Here is a 16,597-nt window from a genome sequence, read left to right as displayed (position 1 = left end):
AAGTCAGTCAAAAAAGTCAAACTGCACTTGATTCTTCAACCATACTAGCTTCTATTTCATCAACAAAAGTATATAATGTGCTAACCACATCGTTTCTTGTCTCAAAACTATTAACCTTATCTCGAACGCGCCCATTTCCACGCATTCCTTTAAGATACCAAGCTGCATGCTTTCTCATCTCACGTACAGCAACATTTTCACCCTTTAATTTAATTAAACGGTCTAAGTGGAGCATACATACATCAATTTTTTCCCTTGGAGTCGGTTCAGATGGTTGCACACCATTCTCAAGATATTGGATAGTTTGATAGAGCATCCAAGGATTACCTAAGGCCGCTCTTCCAATCATCACTCCATCTACCCCCGTCTCATCTAACATACGGCGGGCATCTTGAGGCGTCTTCACATCCCCGTTACCAATTACAGGAATACCGACGGCATCCTTAACTTCTTTAATGATGTTCCAATCTGCAACACCTTCATACATTTGAACGCGCGTACGTCCATGCACAGCTACTGCACTTCCTCCTGCACGTTCAACTGCACGAGCATTCTCAATAGCATATATATGATCTGAATCCCAACCGATCCGCATTTTTACCGTAACTGGTTTATTAACTGCATCAACAGTTGCAGCGACCATCTCATAGATTTTATTAGGATCTAACAACCATTTAGCTCCAGCATCACATTTTGTAATCTTAGGAACCGGACATCCCATATTAATATCAATGATGTCAGCATTTGTATGTTTATCTACAAACTTCGCTGCTTCTACAAGCGTCTCACGTTCTCCACCAAAGATTTGTAGGCTTAACGGTTTCTCACGTTCATCAACATAAAGCATACTTAATGATTTTTGATTTTTATGCAAAATAGCTTTGTCACTCACCATTTCTGCACATACTAAACCTGCTCCGAATTCTTTAGCAATTAATCTGAATGCAGGATTACACACACCTGCCATAGGCGCTAAAACAACTTGATTCTTCATCTCAATGTTTCCGATCTTCAACATTTTCTTCACCTCCAAATTATCGAACGTTACACTGTTAATTCTTCCTTGCTTATATTTAATACCGTAGCCATTCGCTCGATTGCCGGTTCACTGGCTAGTCGATTTCCTCTTTCGACCTCACCAAGTAACGAAACAGACATCCCTATCTGTCTTGCAAATTCTTCTTGTGTATAGCCTTTAAGCTTGCGATAGGCTCGAATTCTTCTTCCACTATTCCTGGATTCCATTTCCGTACCCCTTCTTTATCTGGTAGTGCTTTGTATATCTCTTCTAATGATTTATCAGAGTGAGGTGCTTTGAGCATTGGTTGCAATTCCATTAAAGGAATCATCACAAATGCACGCTCCCACATTCTAGGATGAGGTATCGAAAGGGTCTCCATCACCATATTTTCTTGGTCAAACAGCAAAATGTCAAGATCTATAGTTCTTGGTCCCCACCTAATATCACGTTTGCGCCCACACCGCGTCTCAATTGCTTGCGTTACATCCAATAATTCCCTAGGTGATAAATCGGTCTTTACGTAGATGACCATGTTCAAAAAAGCTTGCTGATTCACATAGCCTACTGGCTCGGTTTCATAGATTGATGATTGCTTTTCAACTGATATCCTCTCATGTTGATCAAGAAGATGAATAGCTGTCTTCAAATGATCATAACGATCTCCAATATTAGACCCTAAAGCGATATATACATCATGATTCATGTGCGATCCCTCACCAACTCTACCGCCACAGATTGATAATGACCTGGTATTGGCGGGTCTGGTTTAATTACTTTAACGGTACACTGATTTAACAATGGAAAGTCTCGCAACAATACAGCTGCAATGTTCTCGGCTACCGCCTCAACCAATTTATAAGGCTTACCTTCTACAATTTCTTTGACTTTCCCATATACTTCGCCATAATTAATCGTTTCTTCTAAATCATCTTTCGAACCAGCACGAGATAAATCTAAACAAAGAGTAACATCAACTATAAATCGTTGACCTAATTTTTGCTCTTCTTGAAACACACCATGATATCCAAAAAAGGCCATCTGATTCAAATAGATTTTATCCATTTGGTTGGTCTCCTTTCCGTAGCAAAGCATCCATCATTTTAGCCATTCGTGACATTTCTTTAACATCATGGACCCTCATCATTTGACATCCCTTCATAATACCATAGCACACAGTCGCTCCTGTACCTTCCACTCTTTCATCTACAGGTAAGTTAAGTGTTTTAGCTACGACACTCTTTCTTGATGTACCAAGGAGTACAGGATAACCAATGCCAACAATCTGTTCTAAGTTTCTCATAACGTCCATGTTTTCTTCATAGGTTTTTGCAAATCCAATACCAGGATCAAGAATTATATTCTCCTTCTTCACTCCTGCCTGTAGACAAAGGTCAATGCTCTCGTTCAAGTCAGAAATAACATCATTCATTAAGTCGATGTATTCCTCTTTATGGCGATTATGCGTCAAAATAATAGGTGCATTAGACTCAGCCGCTACTTGAGCCATCTCCTTATCCCATTTAGCACCCCAAACGTCGTTCAAAATACTAGCACCGGCTTCTAAAGCACGTTTTCCTACCTCGGCCTTATAAGTATCAATTGAAATTGGAACATTTACCTCACTTGCTACCGCTTCTATAACCGGAACAACTCGACGAATTTCCTCTTCCGCTACTACAGGTGTGAAACCAGGCCTTGTTGATTCTCCGCCAATATCGATAATATCAGCTCCATCCTCAACCATTTGCTTCGCCCGCGCAACAGCAACCTCTAGCTCATTAAACTTCCCACCGTCAGAAAATGAATCCGGTGTTATATTTAAAATGCCCATAATTAGCGTTCTCTTATTAATGTCTTCGAACAAACGTTCCACCATTTTTATCTTACTCATAGTCTTCCTCCATAACCTCCGATCGGCTCCAAAGTTGTTCTCTTTTGTAAAAGTCAAAGTCTCGTTTCAATTTAGCTGCAAGTGAACTCCCCTTATATGAATGACCATTTATTGATTGCAATGTAACGATTTCTTGTATTGAATTTGTAACAAACGCCTCATCAGCATTCAACAACTCATCTTTTGAATAATAACCAATTTGGTACGGAATTGCTTTTTTATGTAATAAAGCCAAAACAAAGTTTCGTGTCACTCCATCTAAAATGCCTGTATTAATATCAGGTGTATAAACGATTCCATCTTTAACCCAAAAGACATTTGAAACAATTCCTTCCGCAACAAATCCTGCCTCTGTTAGAAAAACACCTTCTACATTTGTAGCTTCGCCTAATTCACGTTTTGCCAAAACATTATTTAGAAAATGATGCGATTTGAAACGAAAACTTCCTTCAGGTGAGTTACGGTTCATCTGAAGAACCACCGCATCTTTTTTAAGTAGCATTCCTTTTGGAAGAGGCTTCATATAAACAATGGTTGTAGGCTCTGTATATCCTCCACTATACAAACCAAGGTCATGAATACCAGCAGACACATTCCACCTTACATAAGCATCTCTTAATTGATTTGCGTCAAGAAGCTTATGTAACACAGCAAGAACTTCCTCTTTTGACATTGACCACTCAATTCCAACTTCTTTTAGACTCGCTTTTAAACGCTGAAAATGGTCATCCAAGAGAAACGGATGACCATTATCAACGCGAAAAGTTTCAAAAAGACCAATACCATACATATAACCATGGTCAAAAGCAGACACCATTGCCTGGTCTTTTTCAACAATAGCGCCATTTACATAGACGTACACGCTGTCTTCTCCTTGCCATACTTATCGATGAAATTACGAAGAAGCTGTTTGCCTTCAGAAGTCATAATTGATTCTGGATGAAATTGGACTCCTTCTATTGGAAGGTCACGGTGACGCAATGCCATGATCTCCCCTTCATCCGTTTCAGCTGTGATAACGAGACTATCAGGTAACGTTTCTTTTTTAACAATTAAAGAATGGTATCTGGTAACTGTTAGAGGTGAGGATAATCCTTCGAAAATAGTCTCACCATTATGAGTAACATCAGACGTTTTTCCATGCATTAAACGATCTGCTCGAATAACATCTCCTCCGAATACTTGAGCAATTGATTGATGCCCTAAACAAACTCCAAAGATCGGCAATTTCCCAGCAAAATACTCGATTGCTTGCAAACTAATTCCCGCCTCATTTGGGCTGCAAGGTCCTGGAGAGATCATTAGAAAATCAGGATTTAATTGTTCAATCTCCTCAATCGTAATTTGATCATTACGCTTAACGACCAACTCCTGTCCCATTTCCCCTAGATATTGCACCAAGTTATACGTAAACGAATCATAGTTATCAATCATTAATATCATTTTTTTCTCCTCCTCAGCTCAAGCTAACTGTTCTGTTTCTCATCTCTTCTTCGCTTTGCTCTAATGCGTGCCAAAGCGCTCTTGCTTTTTTCAATGATTCTTTATATTCATTCGATGGAATGGAATCAATGACAATTCCAGCACCAGCTTGCACATGGGCTTGTCCACCCTTACAAACCATCGTCCGGATTGCAATATTTAGCTCCATATTTTCATTGAAGCCAATCCATCCTATAGATCCAGTATAAATGCCTCGTCTTACAGGTTCAAGCTCTTCTATTATTTCCATCGTCCTTACTTTAGGAGCTCCGGTTATGGTTCCTCCAGGAAAAGTTGCACGAATGACATCGTATAAGTCTTTTTCTTCTGCAAGCGTCCCTTTTACATTTGATACAATATGCATAACATGTGAATACTTTTCAATAACCATAAGTTCATCGACTTCAACTGTCCCATAGGCAGATACTCTACCTAGATCATTACGCTCCAAGTCAACTAGCATCACATGCTCTGCACGTTCTTTTTCATTGTTTATTAATGTATTCGCTAATTGCTCATCTTCTTCTTCACTTTTCCCTCTTGAACGAGTACCTGCGATTGGTCTAGTACTTAGTTCTGTTCCGTTTTTCTTTACAAGTAATTCTGGCGAAGCACTAACAAATTGAAAAGAAGGAGTATGGAAATAACTCATATACGGAGACGGATTGATTTTTCGAAGAGCTTCATAGACTTTAATTGGGTCTACCGTTAAATCTCTAGACTGTCTCACAGATAAATTAACTTGGAAGACATCACCTGCTGCTATGTATTGCTGAATCTTTTCAACAGCTTTACAAAAGTCATCGTCTGATAAAGAAGCTGTCTTATCGTCAGATCCCTTTAATACGGAATCTCGAAGTAACGGCTCTTCTTGAGCTTGTTCCCATGATTCCATATAATCTTGTGCTTTTTGTTCTAGCTCTTTCTTTTTTTCATATTCACCATTGACAATGATCCACAATTTGTTCTCTAGATGATCATAAATAAACACATCATTAAACAAGAGGAAATATACATCAGGCAACGCTAAATCATCTTTAGCTAGTGGAGGTAGCTTTTCAATTTCCCTAACTATATCATAAGAGAAATATCCTATTGCTCCACCTTGAAATGGAGGGAGCCCTTCAATTGTAGATTGCGAGTATGGTGCAAGTGTTTCTTTTAAACTAGCAAGAAGCGGCCCTTTCTTCTCTACTGTTCTTCCATCCTGTTCAATTGTTAACACTTCTTCTTTTCCACTTATCGTCGCAAATGGCCTTAAGCCAATAATGCTATAGCGCCCCCCTCGTCCACTTTCTAACAAAACATGTTGGGGTTCTTCAGCCGATAAATGCAAATAACGTGCAAACCATTTTTTTTCATCGAACTTACATGACCTAACTGCACTCGTTCTGTTCGTTTCCTTCTTCTGTTGCAACATACTCACTTCCGTTTCCATTCTTTTTCCCTATTCTACATGAGATTATAATAGAAAAACAACACAATGACTGCGTCGCTTATGCTTTAGTGCTGTACATACTTTTTATCTCTTTCTTCTATGAAAAATTCACCCTCCATGTAACTACAATAAAAGATATCTTTAATTCGGTCGTATCCCAACTTTCTTAATTCACTTAGCAACCATTCTTTTGTTTTCTTTATTATGACTAAATGCTCATCTTGAATAACGCCGTCTTGGATTAGAGGTAGTGTGAATATAGAAGTGGTCTCATCCTTTTTAAAGATCGACAAGTTCCCAGACCTTTCAAGCATAGCATAATCAACTTCTCTAATATCTGATATCCCTTTTTCACGTAATTGAAATAAGACATCGTCGATATTGTAACGTTGACGCCTCATATTTTTCTGATTCATTTTTCCATTTTCTATTATCATAACGGGCCTTCCTTCAATAATGTCACGGAATTTCTGATGCTTTAAACTAAAGAAGGTTAATGTAACTTGAATAAAGATTAATAAAAAGATTGGCGCAAGCCCTCTTATCATTGATACGCCAGGATTCTCAATAGCAATTACTGCTAATTCCGCAATCATTAAAGAAACAATAATATCTAGTAAACTTAATTCTCCTAGCTCCTTCTTACCCATAAACCTAAAAAACGTTAGAATGATGACAAACACTACGATCGTTCTAAGCAAAATGGTTACATTTTCACTCACTACCAACCATACTCCCTTCATCTTCTAATCATTCTTTAGCTTTCCCCAGTATCGAAAACCCATTCAACATAGAAAACAGAATAAAATCTATAGCTTTTTTGCTATCTTTACTTAACAAAAAAGAGCAACTTAAGGTCGACTGACCTTAAGTTACTCTCTTCTTCAAAATATTTAATTAATCTTCGAATTGGTAAAGTGGAGTACTTAAGTAACGCTCTCCATTTGAAGGAATAATGGCAACGACTTTCTTCCCAGGTCCTAATTTTTCAGCTAGTTGTAAAGCTGCTGAAATAGCTGCACCTGAAGAGATACCACCTAGAATTCCTTCTTCTTTCGCCGCACGACGTGCATATTCAAATGCTTCATCGTTTGCAACTTGAATCACTTCATCATATATTTCTGTATTTAAAATACTAGGAACAAAACCTGCCCCAATTCCTTGAATTTTATGAGGCCCAGGGTTTCCACCTGATAATACTGGTGAATCTTTTGGCTCAACCGCTGCAATATGCAAATTCGGGAAATGCTCCTTTAAATAGCCACCAGCACCAGTAATCGTTCCACCCGTTCCGATTCCTGATACAAATCCATCGATTTGACCATCTACTTGTTCAAGTAATTCTTTGCCTGTTGTGTTGCGGTGAATTTCTGGATTCGCTTCGTTTTCGAATTGTTGTGGCATGAAGTAGCCTTCTTGTTTCGCAAGTTCCGTCGCTTTACGAATCGCTCCACCCATTCCCTCTGGTCCTGGTGTAAGAACTAACTCTGCTCCGTAAGCACGTAGAAGGTTACGACGCTCCATACTCATTGTCTCAGGCATTACTAACGTTGCCTCATACCCTTTTGCTGCGGCAACCATCGCAAGACCAATTCCTGTGTTTCCACTTGTTGGCTCAACAATTTTCACACCAGGTTTCAACTTCCCTGCTTTTTCAGCAGCTTCAATCATCGCTAAAGCGATACGATCCTTAACACTGCTTCCTGGGTTCATATATTCTAATTTTAAATAAACATCTGCATGTTTATCTGTTACAAGACGATTTAACTTCACTAATGGTGTTTGTCCGATAAGCTCAGTAATTGAATTAACTACTTTCACAAAAAACGCCCCCTCAATCCCTAGTAATTTCATTGGTTTTATTAAGATTATAGTATCAAACGTTTTCTGATAAGTCAATTAATACATGACGAAATTACCAAAATTTATTTGCTTTTTTCAAGAAGGTTTTCTAACTCCTCTTTCGTGAGCTTATATTCTTCATTACAGAATGAACAATGTGTCTCGGCGCCACCATCTTCATCAATCATTGATTGGATCTCAGCCTTTCCTAAACTAATAATGGCACTTTCAATTCGTTCTTTTGAACAGCGGCACGCAAACGTAATCGACTGTGTATCAAGAATTTTGACATTGTCATCTCCTAATAGCGCATAAATCATCTCTTCTGGCGGCATTCCTGCTTCTACTAATTTTGAGATTGGCGGAATGGAAGAAAGTCGTTTTTCAATCTCTTCAATAACAGCATCATCAGCTCCTGGCATAAGTTGAATAATAAAGCCTCCAGCTGCAAGAATTGTATTATCAGGATTAACTAGAACGCCAACACCTACCGAGGAAGGTGTTTGTTCAGAGGATGCAAAGTAATAAGTGAAATCTTCACCTAGTTCACCTGATACTAATGGGACACTTCCAGTGAAGTTCTCTTTCATCCCTAAATCTTTTACTACAGATAGATGACCATTTGTACCAACTGCTCGCGCAACATCTAATTTACCTTGACTATTTAGATCAAAGTGAACTTGGGGATTTGATACATAGCCTCTTGTTTCTCCTTTCGTATTGGCATCAACAATAATCGCTCCGATTGGACCTTGCCCTTCAATTCTTACCGTTAGTTTAGAATCACCTTTTAACATTGTAGCCATCATTGTACTAGCCATCATTGCACGTCCTAAAGCTGCTGATGCAGTTGGCCATGTTCCTTGGCGCCTTACTGCTTCATTAACCATGTCTGTTGCAACAAGTGAATACGCTCGTACTTTTCCGTTAAATGCGGTTGCTTTTACTAAATAATCTCCCATTTTATATCCCTCTCACTTTGAATTTTTTTCGTAAATCATCTGTAAACCTTTTAATGTTAGAAACGGCTCAACTACATCAATGGTTTCCGTTTCAGACGCAATCAAGGATGCAAGTCCACCTGTTGCGATTATCGTTGGCGTCTTGTCAGATAAATCCTTCATTCTATTAACAATGCCATCAACTTGCCCGACATACCCATAGAATATGCCAGCTTGCATTGCATGAACCGTATTTGTCCCAAAAACTTTTTTCGGCTTAGCAATTTCTATTCTTGGGAGCTTGGATGCTCTCGTATATAATGCCTCTGTTGAAATTGAAATTCCAGGAGCAATTGCTCCCCCATATACTGCTTATGTTCATTAATGTAACAGTAAGTAGTCGCCGTTCCAAAGTCAACGATAACAAGAGGTGCACCATAGAGTTCAATTGCTGCTACCGCATTTACAATTCGGTCAGCCCCCACATCTCGTGGATTATCGTATTTCACATTAAGCCCTGTCTTAATCCCAGGACCAATGATCATTGGTTTTATATCAAAGTACTTTCTACACATCTGTTCTAATGCAAACATAATCGGTGGAACAACAGAGGAAATAATAATTCCTTCAATTGCATCAAAAGTTAGATTCTCATGAGTAAATAAGCCTTTAATCATCATTGCCCATTCGTCTTCTGTCTTTTGTCGGCTAGTAGCAACACGCCAATGATATTTCAATTCTTTTTCTTCATACACCCCTAGCATAATGTTTGAATTGCCAACATCAGCTACTAATATCATATGTTATCCCCTCTATCGATTTACCGAAAGCGACTTGTCCATTATAAAACAATTTTCATCATATTCCATGTCATACGCTTTATAGCTTTCTCTTTCCATATATAAAGGGATGTCGACAAACGACATCCCCCAAAAGTATTTATTCTTCTTTCTTTTTTTCATCTGATGAAGGTTGTTCTTCAGTCTTCACTTCTGAATCTTCTACTACTCCATCCTCAGCCTTTTTAGAATGAATGTTCACTTTTAGATCTTGCTCTGAACCATTCTCCTCTAAATGCTTTGTTGTATGATGATTTTCAGGCAACTTTCCTTCGTTAATAAGCGATTTAATCTGTTCTGCATCAAGCGTTTCTAATTTCAATAACGTTTCAGCAACTAGATCTAAGCTCGCTTTATTTTCAGTAAGAATTTGCTTACAACGCTCATAGCTATCCTTAATAATGCGTTGTACTTCAAGATCAATCTCGTGAGCAAATGCATCACTATAATTCTGTTCATTTTGAATATCGCGACCTAAAAATACTTGGCCACCAGAATTTCCTGAACCAAACTGCATTGGTCCAAGCTTTTCACTCATACCATACTCCGTAACCATTTTACGGGCGATCCCTGTTGCACGTTGGAAGTCATTATGCGCGCCTGTGCTCACTTCGCCAAATTGAATTTCCTCAGCAACGCGGCCACCAAGCAATCCAACAATTTTGTCTAGAAGTTCAGGCTTAGTCATGAAGTAACGATCTTCTTTCGGAAGCATAACGGCATATCCGCCAGCCATCCCTCTTGGAACGATCGTGACTTTATGAACCATATCAGCACTCTCGAGCTTCACACCCACTACCGTATGACCTGCTTCATGCCAAGCAACGATGTTTTTCTCTTTTGGAGAAATAACACGGCTTTTCTTGGCAGGACCTGCAATAACACGGTCAATGGCTTCTTCAACATGAATCATGTTCACTTTTGTCTTATTGCCTCTTGCAGCAATTAAAGCAGCCTCATTTAGGAGGTTCTCTAAATCAGCACCAGAGAAACCAGGTGTCCGCTCAGCAATTGCCTTAAGATTAACATCGTCATCTAACGGCTTATTTCGAGCGTGAACTTTTAATACAGCTTCACGTCCGATAACATCAGGGCGGTTCACTTGAATCTGACGGTCAAAACGACCTGGACGTAGTAACGCTGGATCTAAGATATCAGCACGGTTTGTCGCTGCGATAATGATGATTCCTTCGTTCGCACTGAAACCATCCATCTCAACTAACAATTGGTTTAACGTTTGCTCACGTTCGTCATGTCCACCACCAAGACCTGCTCCACGCTGACGACCTACTGCATCAATCTCATCGATAAAGATAATACAAGGAGCATTTTTCTTAGCATTCTCAAATAGATCACGTACACGTGATGCACCGACCCCAACAAACATCTCAACGAAATCAGAACCACTGATTGAGAAGAATGGTACTCCTGCCTCTCCGGCAACCGCTCGTGCAAGCAATGTCTTACCTGTTCCTGGAGGTCCAACAAGAAGGACACCCTTTGGAATACGTGCACCAATTGCAGAGAATTTGCGAGGATCCTTTAAGAATTCAACAACCTCAACAAGTTCTTGCTTTTCTTCATCGGCACCAGCCACATCTTTAAATTTCGCTTTCTTCTTATCCTCATTAACCATCTTCGCCTTACTTTTACCAAAGTTCATTACACGGCTTCCGCCACCTTGAGCTTGGCTTAATAAGAAGAAGAATAAAATAAAGATAATAATAAACGGAATGATTGACGTAAAGAACGTAACCCAGCCACTTGTTTCATCAGCAGGTTGAACATCAACACCAAGAGGCGTTCCACCTGGGCCTTGAGCGTTAGCTAACAACTCTGCGGTTTGCTCACTTTTTAATACGTATGTTTCAAAAAACTCACCTTCGTCTTGGTTTGTGAATTGTCCCCGTACTAAATAAACTTGACGAACTGGTTTAACAGAGAGTTCACGTACCTCTCCTTGTTCAAGTCTTTCGGTCAATTCAGTAAATGTAACACTTTCAGTTTCCGTCTGATCCGAACTAAAAACATTTACAATACCAATAATTACAAGAAAGATGAGTAGATAAAAAATGGTATTACGGAATATACGATTCATTCTTGACCTCCTCCCACGACAATAGAGCTTTGTTTATCGTATCACAACTGTACTTTTGTTCACAAACATTAACTCTCATAAATCTCTGGTTTTAATACTCCGATGTAAGGTAAGTTACGATATCTTTCCGCATAATCTAACCCATAACCAACAACGAACGCATCTGGAACAATAAAGCCTGCCATGTCAGGGACTAAATCAACTTTTCGTCCATCCGGCTTATCTAATAGCGTTACAATTTTAACTGATTTTGCTTTACGATAGTGGAAAAGCTTCACAAGGTAGCTAAGTGTAAGACCGCTATCAATGATATCCTCTAAAATTAAAACATCTCGACCCTCTACTGAAGTGTCTAAGTCTTTTAAAATTTTCACTTCTCCTGATGATACCATTCCAGATCCATAGCTAGAGACGTCCATGAAATCCATTTCAATATGGGTATCGATCCGTTTTGTTAAATCACCCATGAATGGCATAGCGCCTTTTAATACACCAATTACAAGCGGGAATTTCCCGTCATACTCTTCTGTAATTTGTTTCCCTAGCTCTCTACACTTCTCCTGAATCTGTTCCTCAGAAATTAAAACCTCTTGAATCTCGTCTCTAATCAATGAATAAACCTCCTAAAAAATTCAATCAACCATCACGACGTTTACACGATATTACGACAACCTTCTTCGTATGACGATTTAAGTTAGCGATCCTTGATCTATGTAACAATGGTACCCAAAGCACCTCTCCCTTAGCATTAATCAGGATTGGCCAATGTTCACGCTCTTGCTTAGAGATCTTACGGTCGATAAACAACCGACCCACTTTTTTCGTTCCAACCATGCCTCTAGCAGCTATGTAATCATGTGGCTGCTTTGTACGAACAACAAGTGGTTCATTCATTTCCTCATAATCTAAGATGATCTGATGATGATCTTCTTTCAGATCTAATTGCTCTGTTACAAAGGATTCTAACTCCCAAGAGCCGACACTTACCTTGCCTGGGACATTAAGAATTTGAGCTTGTACTGTCATCTTATTCAATGGACCTAGTGAAAAATGACAAAGATCATAATCTCTTCTTACGATTAATGAATTCATTAAATGTAGCTCTGAAGATGTTTTTTCGCGCTCTAACATGTTTAGTACTTGTTCAATATGTATAGACGTAATGAATGGGGAATATTTTCCGTAAAGATAATTTAATATTAGATGAATCACCCTTCTTTGTAAAGCAACGCCTATACTTAGAAATGCTTTCGTAGAAATTGTAACGTTTCGTTCACTTTTTTTTGTAATAATTGCACTTAGCTTCTCTTTTGCTAAATCCATCAACATCTGATGATCGTCTTGCGCCCATTCGTTTTGTCTCTGCATATGAAGATGAAGATTATGATTTTCCTTTTTCAATAAAGGCAAAACGTCTTGTCGGAATCGATTCCGAGTGTAAACTGTAGATTGATTACTGGAGTCACGCCTTGGATTAATAGTTGCTTCTATACAATATTGCTCTATTTTTGCTTTCGTTATTCCTAAAAGTGGTCGAATAATCAACCCATTGCCTAATTTCCGTTTGACAGGTATTCCATATGTATGTAGTGGGATACTCCCTCTTACCATTTTCATTAGCATCGTCTCAACTTGATCATCTCCATGATGACCAGTTACCAATTTATCAGTTGGGTTCTTAAGTACTTCCTCAAACCAGCGGTATCTCAGTTCTCTAGCTGCTACTTGAGTACCAACTTGGTGCTTCTTTGCATACTCTTTTACATCAATTCGTTTCTCTATGTACTCTATTTCATATTCTTCACAAAATCGCCTTACATAATCTGCATCTTGTTCAGACTCTGAGCCCCGAAGTTGATGGTTCACATGACAAGCGATCACGTCAATCCCATAGATGTTTCTGTTCTGTTGCATATAGTGTAGCAATGCCATTGAATCAGGACCTCCAGAAACAGCAACGTAAACCGTATCTCCTTTTACAATCAGCTGATGCTTTACTAGAAAGTTATGTACGTCTGCTTTCATATCGTTGACCAATCCCTCCCTTACCTATGGAAAAAATCGATAACGCAAACACAAGTCCTGCAGCTATGCCACCAGCTCGAAGCATTGTTTCAATTCCAAATTGGAGACCACTTATATAATCTCCGTCCACAAAAGCAACCATTGTAAAGTAAGCTCTACTACCAGGTACTAATGGAATAATTGCTGGAATGCTGAATGTCGTAACAGGCACCCGATATTTCCTTGCAAGAAAGTGTGAAAGGGTAGCACAGACGAGGGAAGCAACCGCTGTCGCAAATACATCTGACATGCCATAGTTCGGCAAAGTGGAATAAATGAACCAAGCAAGCGCCCCGATGGCACCACCGATCCACAGAACCCGTCTAGGGACATTAAAAATAACACCAAATGCTACTGTTGCAATAAAACAAAAGAAAAGTTCAATAATCAATTTACTTCCTCCTATGTGCATAAATTACTAACTGCACCGGAACTACTACGCTCTAACGAATGTTTATCTTAAAGAAATAAGGCTATAGCTAGAGCAATACCTGTAGCAATTGATAAAGCTGTTATCACTGCCTCTGCACCTCTTGCCACTCCTGCTATGAGGTCACCCGACATTAAGTCCCTTACAGCATTCGTAAGTGGAATACCAGGTACGAGCGGCATTAGTGTTCCTATAATTACTTGATCAAGGTTTTCGCCTAGTCCTAATAAGACTAGAAGGATCGCTACAGTACCACCGAGAAAAGCTGACATGAACTCGGCAAAGAACTTCACATTCGTATACTCTTGCAGTGTCACAATCCCCAGCTCGCAACAAAACCCGCAATAAATGCTGGAATAGTATCGTAAATGTTTCCACCAAAGATATAGGAGAATGCTCCCCCAGCTACGCCAGAGGAAAAATGAAGCAACAGGGTAGAATAGTTAGGAGGTGCTTTTGATATTTCTTTTAACTTCTCTAGTGCTTGATTGCCAGAGACTTCCCCATTCACAAACTCTCTTGAGACTTGATTCACAAGTGTTACTTTATTCAAATCTTGCATTCGGTCATCGACTCGAATCATCTGCATTACATCCCCCTTCCCCTCCTCTTCAAAGGAAAGAAAGATACCAGTTGTCGTAACGAAACTATGGACATTTTTAAAGTCAGCAGATTTGGCCATTCGCTCTAGTGTTTCCTCGACTCGGTATGTTTCTGCTCCATACGTCAGCATAATCTCACCAGCAAGTAAACATATATCCATCATACGATCAGCATTCATTGCAACCTCTCCATTACCTAGAACCAACTTAATATTCCTACATCATTTGTCCAAATAAGTATAGGATATATACTAATAGAAGAAAAGAGGATAGTAGGAAGATTTCAACAAAGTAGGAAGATTTCCTTTCTTTTTTTGTTATTCTTTGCTTTTTATTTTTCTTTGCATTCTTGACTGGCTTTTGATCCTTATCTTTCTTTTGTGGGATATGCTTGTAGGTCGAACTTTTCGAAACAGCCTTCACCATCTGTTCCCGCATACTAGCAGCATTTTCATATTTTCCTTGAAGAGCATTCATAATTACATCGCGATACGGTAACAATAATGATTCTTGTTCAATTTTCTGCTTAAGAAAAGCTAACGGTTTCTCGCCTTGCTTTTCAAACCTTCTTGGGTAAGCACAATTGATCATCACCATGGCAACGGCAAATAAATCATAACTCGGTTCCGCTTTTCTTGAGCCCAACCCCCAGTAGCCACGATCAAAAAACTCAGTATACTCTTTGATTGAACGTCCTATTAGTGTTGTCCCGCCAACATCAAGCCATCTTATTTTTGCTGGGGGCCTGTAACAAGTACATTATCTGGCTTCAAATCACCAAAAACCCAACCTGCCGTATGCAGCCGTTGTAAATCACCAAGAAGTTGGATCATTAAAATCCCCAACCACTCGCGGCCACGATTTTGCATATAAAAAATAAACGGCTCTCCCTTCAAATATTCCATTACATAAAATGGGTAAGTATCGCCTTGTGTAACTAAATCATCAACATCTAACAAAGAAGGTCCAAGAACTTGTCCTTGAACCTTCGAGAAATGCTTGAGAACATTCACCTCTGATGTAATTGACATACTGTCTGTACCAACCTTAACGGCAACCAATCCATGAGCTGATTCAGCTAAATAAACAGTGCCTGTCGCTCCTGCTCCAAGAGTTCTGACAATTTTATAAGGGTGACTATGCCATTTCCCAACAATTTTACTACCTGATTCTAGCTTACATTCCTGACTCTTCGAATAGCTGTTCTTCATCACCAGCCATCAGTCTCCTTCTCGCCCCTGACTTTTGGAATTTCTCAATTGCTACCTGCAATGCTGGGCCAGTTGGTGTAATCCCACCAGAAGATAGCTTTTGAAAAATTCCTGTAAGAGAATTAAGTTGTGGTGTCCAATCAAGCAACTTATCAATGTCTTTTTTCTTGCCTGGGAAAGAATATAAAGCAAACCGATTAGCTCCCATTCTAGAAGTAAGACTAATAGATAAATCAGTTAATGCTTCTTGAACCATCGGTAGTTTATTTCTCATGCTTGCACTCGTATCGACGAGAATAAGAACATCTAAATTCATTGTTTCTCCTAACTCGTCGACAACTTCCATGACTTGCCCTCTTTTAGCCGGTGAAAGATCTTCAATTTCATGATTTTGCCCTAAAATTTGTGTGAGTTCCTTGTTGACCACACCATGAATTGTTTGCGTCATAGCCTTTCTAGTTACCATTTGCACTGTTTGTGCTAATTGCTTTGCGTAAACGACCTGACTTACTCCTCCACCAGACATCGCAATCGATTCTATTTCTTCAATTCCTTTTTCATTTAAATGATCTCCATCCACTACACCAATTACATTTACCGTTATTCCTTGCTCCCTCGCCAAGGCCGCAATTGCAACCGGATCCTCACCTTGATTTGAATGCCCATCCGTCAATAACAAAATCTGCTTCAAAGTTCCTTTACTCATTACGCGTCCCCTCCAAAGTAATTTAATTGTTA

General features: G+C 39.3%; 18 protein-coding genes and 2 pseudogenes. All 20 read right to left on the bottom strand.

All coding sequences use genetic code 11. The features are described 5' to 3' along the window. Window positions 1-16: 16 nt before the first annotated feature. Window positions 17-1,018, bottom strand: coding sequence for a tRNA dihydrouridine synthase DusB (dusB, locus tag BkAM31D_RS00470; RefSeq protein WP_066159692.1), 1,002 nt, complete (start codon window positions 1,016-1,018; stop codon window positions 17-19). A gap of 26 nt (window positions 1,019-1,044) precedes the next feature. After that, the gene (locus BkAM31D_RS00465; RefSeq protein ID WP_084372484.1) at window positions 1,045-1,245 is read right to left on the bottom strand and encodes a helix-turn-helix domain-containing protein; all 201 of its coding nucleotides are present in this window, start codon (window positions 1,243-1,245) and stop codon (window positions 1,045-1,047) included. Beyond that, complete coding sequence (folK, locus tag BkAM31D_RS00460) at window positions 1,161-1,724, bottom strand: 2-amino-4-hydroxy-6-hydroxymethyldihydropteridine diphosphokinase (protein ID WP_066159694.1); 564 nt, start codon at window positions 1,722-1,724, stop codon at window positions 1,161-1,163. The genes BkAM31D_RS00465 and folK overlap by 85 nt, the downstream gene beginning before the upstream one ends. Continuing rightward, window positions 1,721-2,083, bottom strand: a complete 363-nt coding sequence (gene folB, locus BkAM31D_RS00455; RefSeq protein WP_066159698.1) for a dihydroneopterin aldolase — start codon at window positions 2,081-2,083, stop codon at window positions 1,721-1,723. The genes folK and folB overlap by 4 nt, the downstream gene beginning before the upstream one ends. After that, window positions 2,076-2,912 carry a dihydropteroate synthase gene (gene folP / locus BkAM31D_RS00450; RefSeq protein ID WP_066159701.1) on the bottom strand — a complete coding sequence of 279 codons (837 nt, stop codon included), beginning with the start codon at window positions 2,910-2,912 and terminating at the stop codon, window positions 2,076-2,078. The genes folB and folP overlap by 8 nt, the downstream gene beginning before the upstream one ends. After that, window positions 2,905-3,774 (bottom strand): aminodeoxychorismate lyase, encoded by an 870-nt coding sequence (gene pabC, locus BkAM31D_RS00445; RefSeq protein ID WP_066159704.1) that lies wholly within the window; start codon window positions 3,772-3,774, stop codon window positions 2,905-2,907. The genes folP and pabC overlap by 8 nt, the downstream gene beginning before the upstream one ends. After that, a complete protein-coding gene (gene pabA, locus BkAM31D_RS00440) occupies window positions 3,759-4,355 on the bottom strand; it encodes an aminodeoxychorismate/anthranilate synthase component II (protein WP_066159707.1) in 597 nt (198 codons plus the stop codon). The genes pabC and pabA overlap by 16 nt, the downstream gene beginning before the upstream one ends. Before the next feature lie 13 nt (window positions 4,356-4,368). Next, entirely contained in the window at window positions 4,369-5,814 is a 1,446-nt protein-coding gene (gene pabB / locus BkAM31D_RS00435) for an aminodeoxychorismate synthase, component I (RefSeq protein WP_066159857.1), read from the bottom strand. 83 nt (window positions 5,815-5,897) lie between these two features. Beyond that, on the bottom strand, window positions 5,898-6,554 hold the full coding sequence (locus BkAM31D_RS00430; protein WP_235820557.1) for a DUF421 domain-containing protein: 657 nt from the start codon (window positions 6,552-6,554) through the stop codon (window positions 5,898-5,900). 175 nt (window positions 6,555-6,729) lie between these two features. Then, window positions 6,730-7,653: a cysteine synthase A gene (gene cysK, locus BkAM31D_RS00425; RefSeq protein WP_066159713.1), complete on the bottom strand. Its 924-nt coding sequence runs from the start codon at window positions 7,651-7,653 to the stop codon at window positions 6,730-6,732. Window positions 7,654-7,757: 104 nt separating this feature from the next. Continuing rightward, window positions 7,758-8,636, bottom strand: a complete 879-nt coding sequence (hslO, locus tag BkAM31D_RS00420) for an Hsp33 family molecular chaperone HslO (RefSeq protein WP_066159717.1) — start codon at window positions 8,634-8,636, stop codon at window positions 7,758-7,760. A gap of 12 nt (window positions 8,637-8,648) precedes the next feature. After that, a pseudogene (locus BkAM31D_RS00415) lies at window positions 8,649-9,415 on the bottom strand (type III pantothenate kinase). A gap of 139 nt (window positions 9,416-9,554) precedes the next feature. Beyond that, on the bottom strand, window positions 9,555-11,552 hold the full coding sequence (gene ftsH / locus BkAM31D_RS00410) for an ATP-dependent zinc metalloprotease FtsH (protein ID WP_066159723.1): 1,998 nt from the start codon (window positions 11,550-11,552) through the stop codon (window positions 9,555-9,557). 68 nt (window positions 11,553-11,620) lie between these two features. After that, entirely contained in the window at window positions 11,621-12,160 is a 540-nt protein-coding gene (gene hpt / locus BkAM31D_RS00405) for a hypoxanthine phosphoribosyltransferase (protein WP_084372486.1), read from the bottom strand. Between the two features lie 28 nt (window positions 12,161-12,188). Continuing rightward, window positions 12,189-13,577: a tRNA lysidine(34) synthetase TilS gene (tilS, locus tag BkAM31D_RS00400; RefSeq protein ID WP_066159729.1), complete on the bottom strand. Its 1,389-nt coding sequence runs from the start codon at window positions 13,575-13,577 to the stop codon at window positions 12,189-12,191. Next, window positions 13,558-14,007: a threonine/serine exporter family protein gene (locus BkAM31D_RS00395; protein ID WP_066159734.1), complete on the bottom strand. Its 450-nt coding sequence runs from the start codon at window positions 14,005-14,007 to the stop codon at window positions 13,558-13,560. The genes tilS and BkAM31D_RS00395 overlap by 20 nt, the downstream gene beginning before the upstream one ends. Before the next feature lie 68 nt (window positions 14,008-14,075). After that, window positions 14,076-14,827 (bottom strand): annotated as a pseudogene (locus BkAM31D_RS24770) (threonine/serine exporter family protein). Between the two features lie 37 nt (window positions 14,828-14,864). After that, window positions 14,865-15,293 (bottom strand): hypothetical protein, encoded by a 429-nt coding sequence (locus BkAM31D_RS24625; protein ID WP_306807426.1) that lies wholly within the window; start codon window positions 15,291-15,293, stop codon window positions 14,865-14,867. An 83-nt stretch (window positions 15,294-15,376) separates the two neighbouring features. After that, a complete protein-coding gene (locus tag BkAM31D_RS24620) occupies window positions 15,377-15,859 on the bottom strand; it encodes a phosphotransferase (RefSeq protein WP_306807467.1) in 483 nt (160 codons plus the stop codon). Continuing rightward, window positions 15,825-16,565, bottom strand: coding sequence for a VWA domain-containing protein (locus tag BkAM31D_RS00380; RefSeq protein WP_066159742.1), 741 nt, complete (start codon window positions 16,563-16,565; stop codon window positions 15,825-15,827). The genes BkAM31D_RS24620 and BkAM31D_RS00380 overlap by 35 nt, the downstream gene beginning before the upstream one ends. Window positions 16,566-16,597: the final 32 nt, after the last annotated feature.

The organism is Halalkalibacter krulwichiae, from assembly GCF_002109385.1.
Classification (GTDB): Bacteria; Bacillota; Bacilli; order Bacillales; family Bacillaceae_D; genus Halalkalibacter; species Halalkalibacter krulwichiae.
The sequence above is the reverse complement of the archived record's forward strand: the minus strand, read 5'-3'. Positions and strand labels throughout refer to the sequence as shown.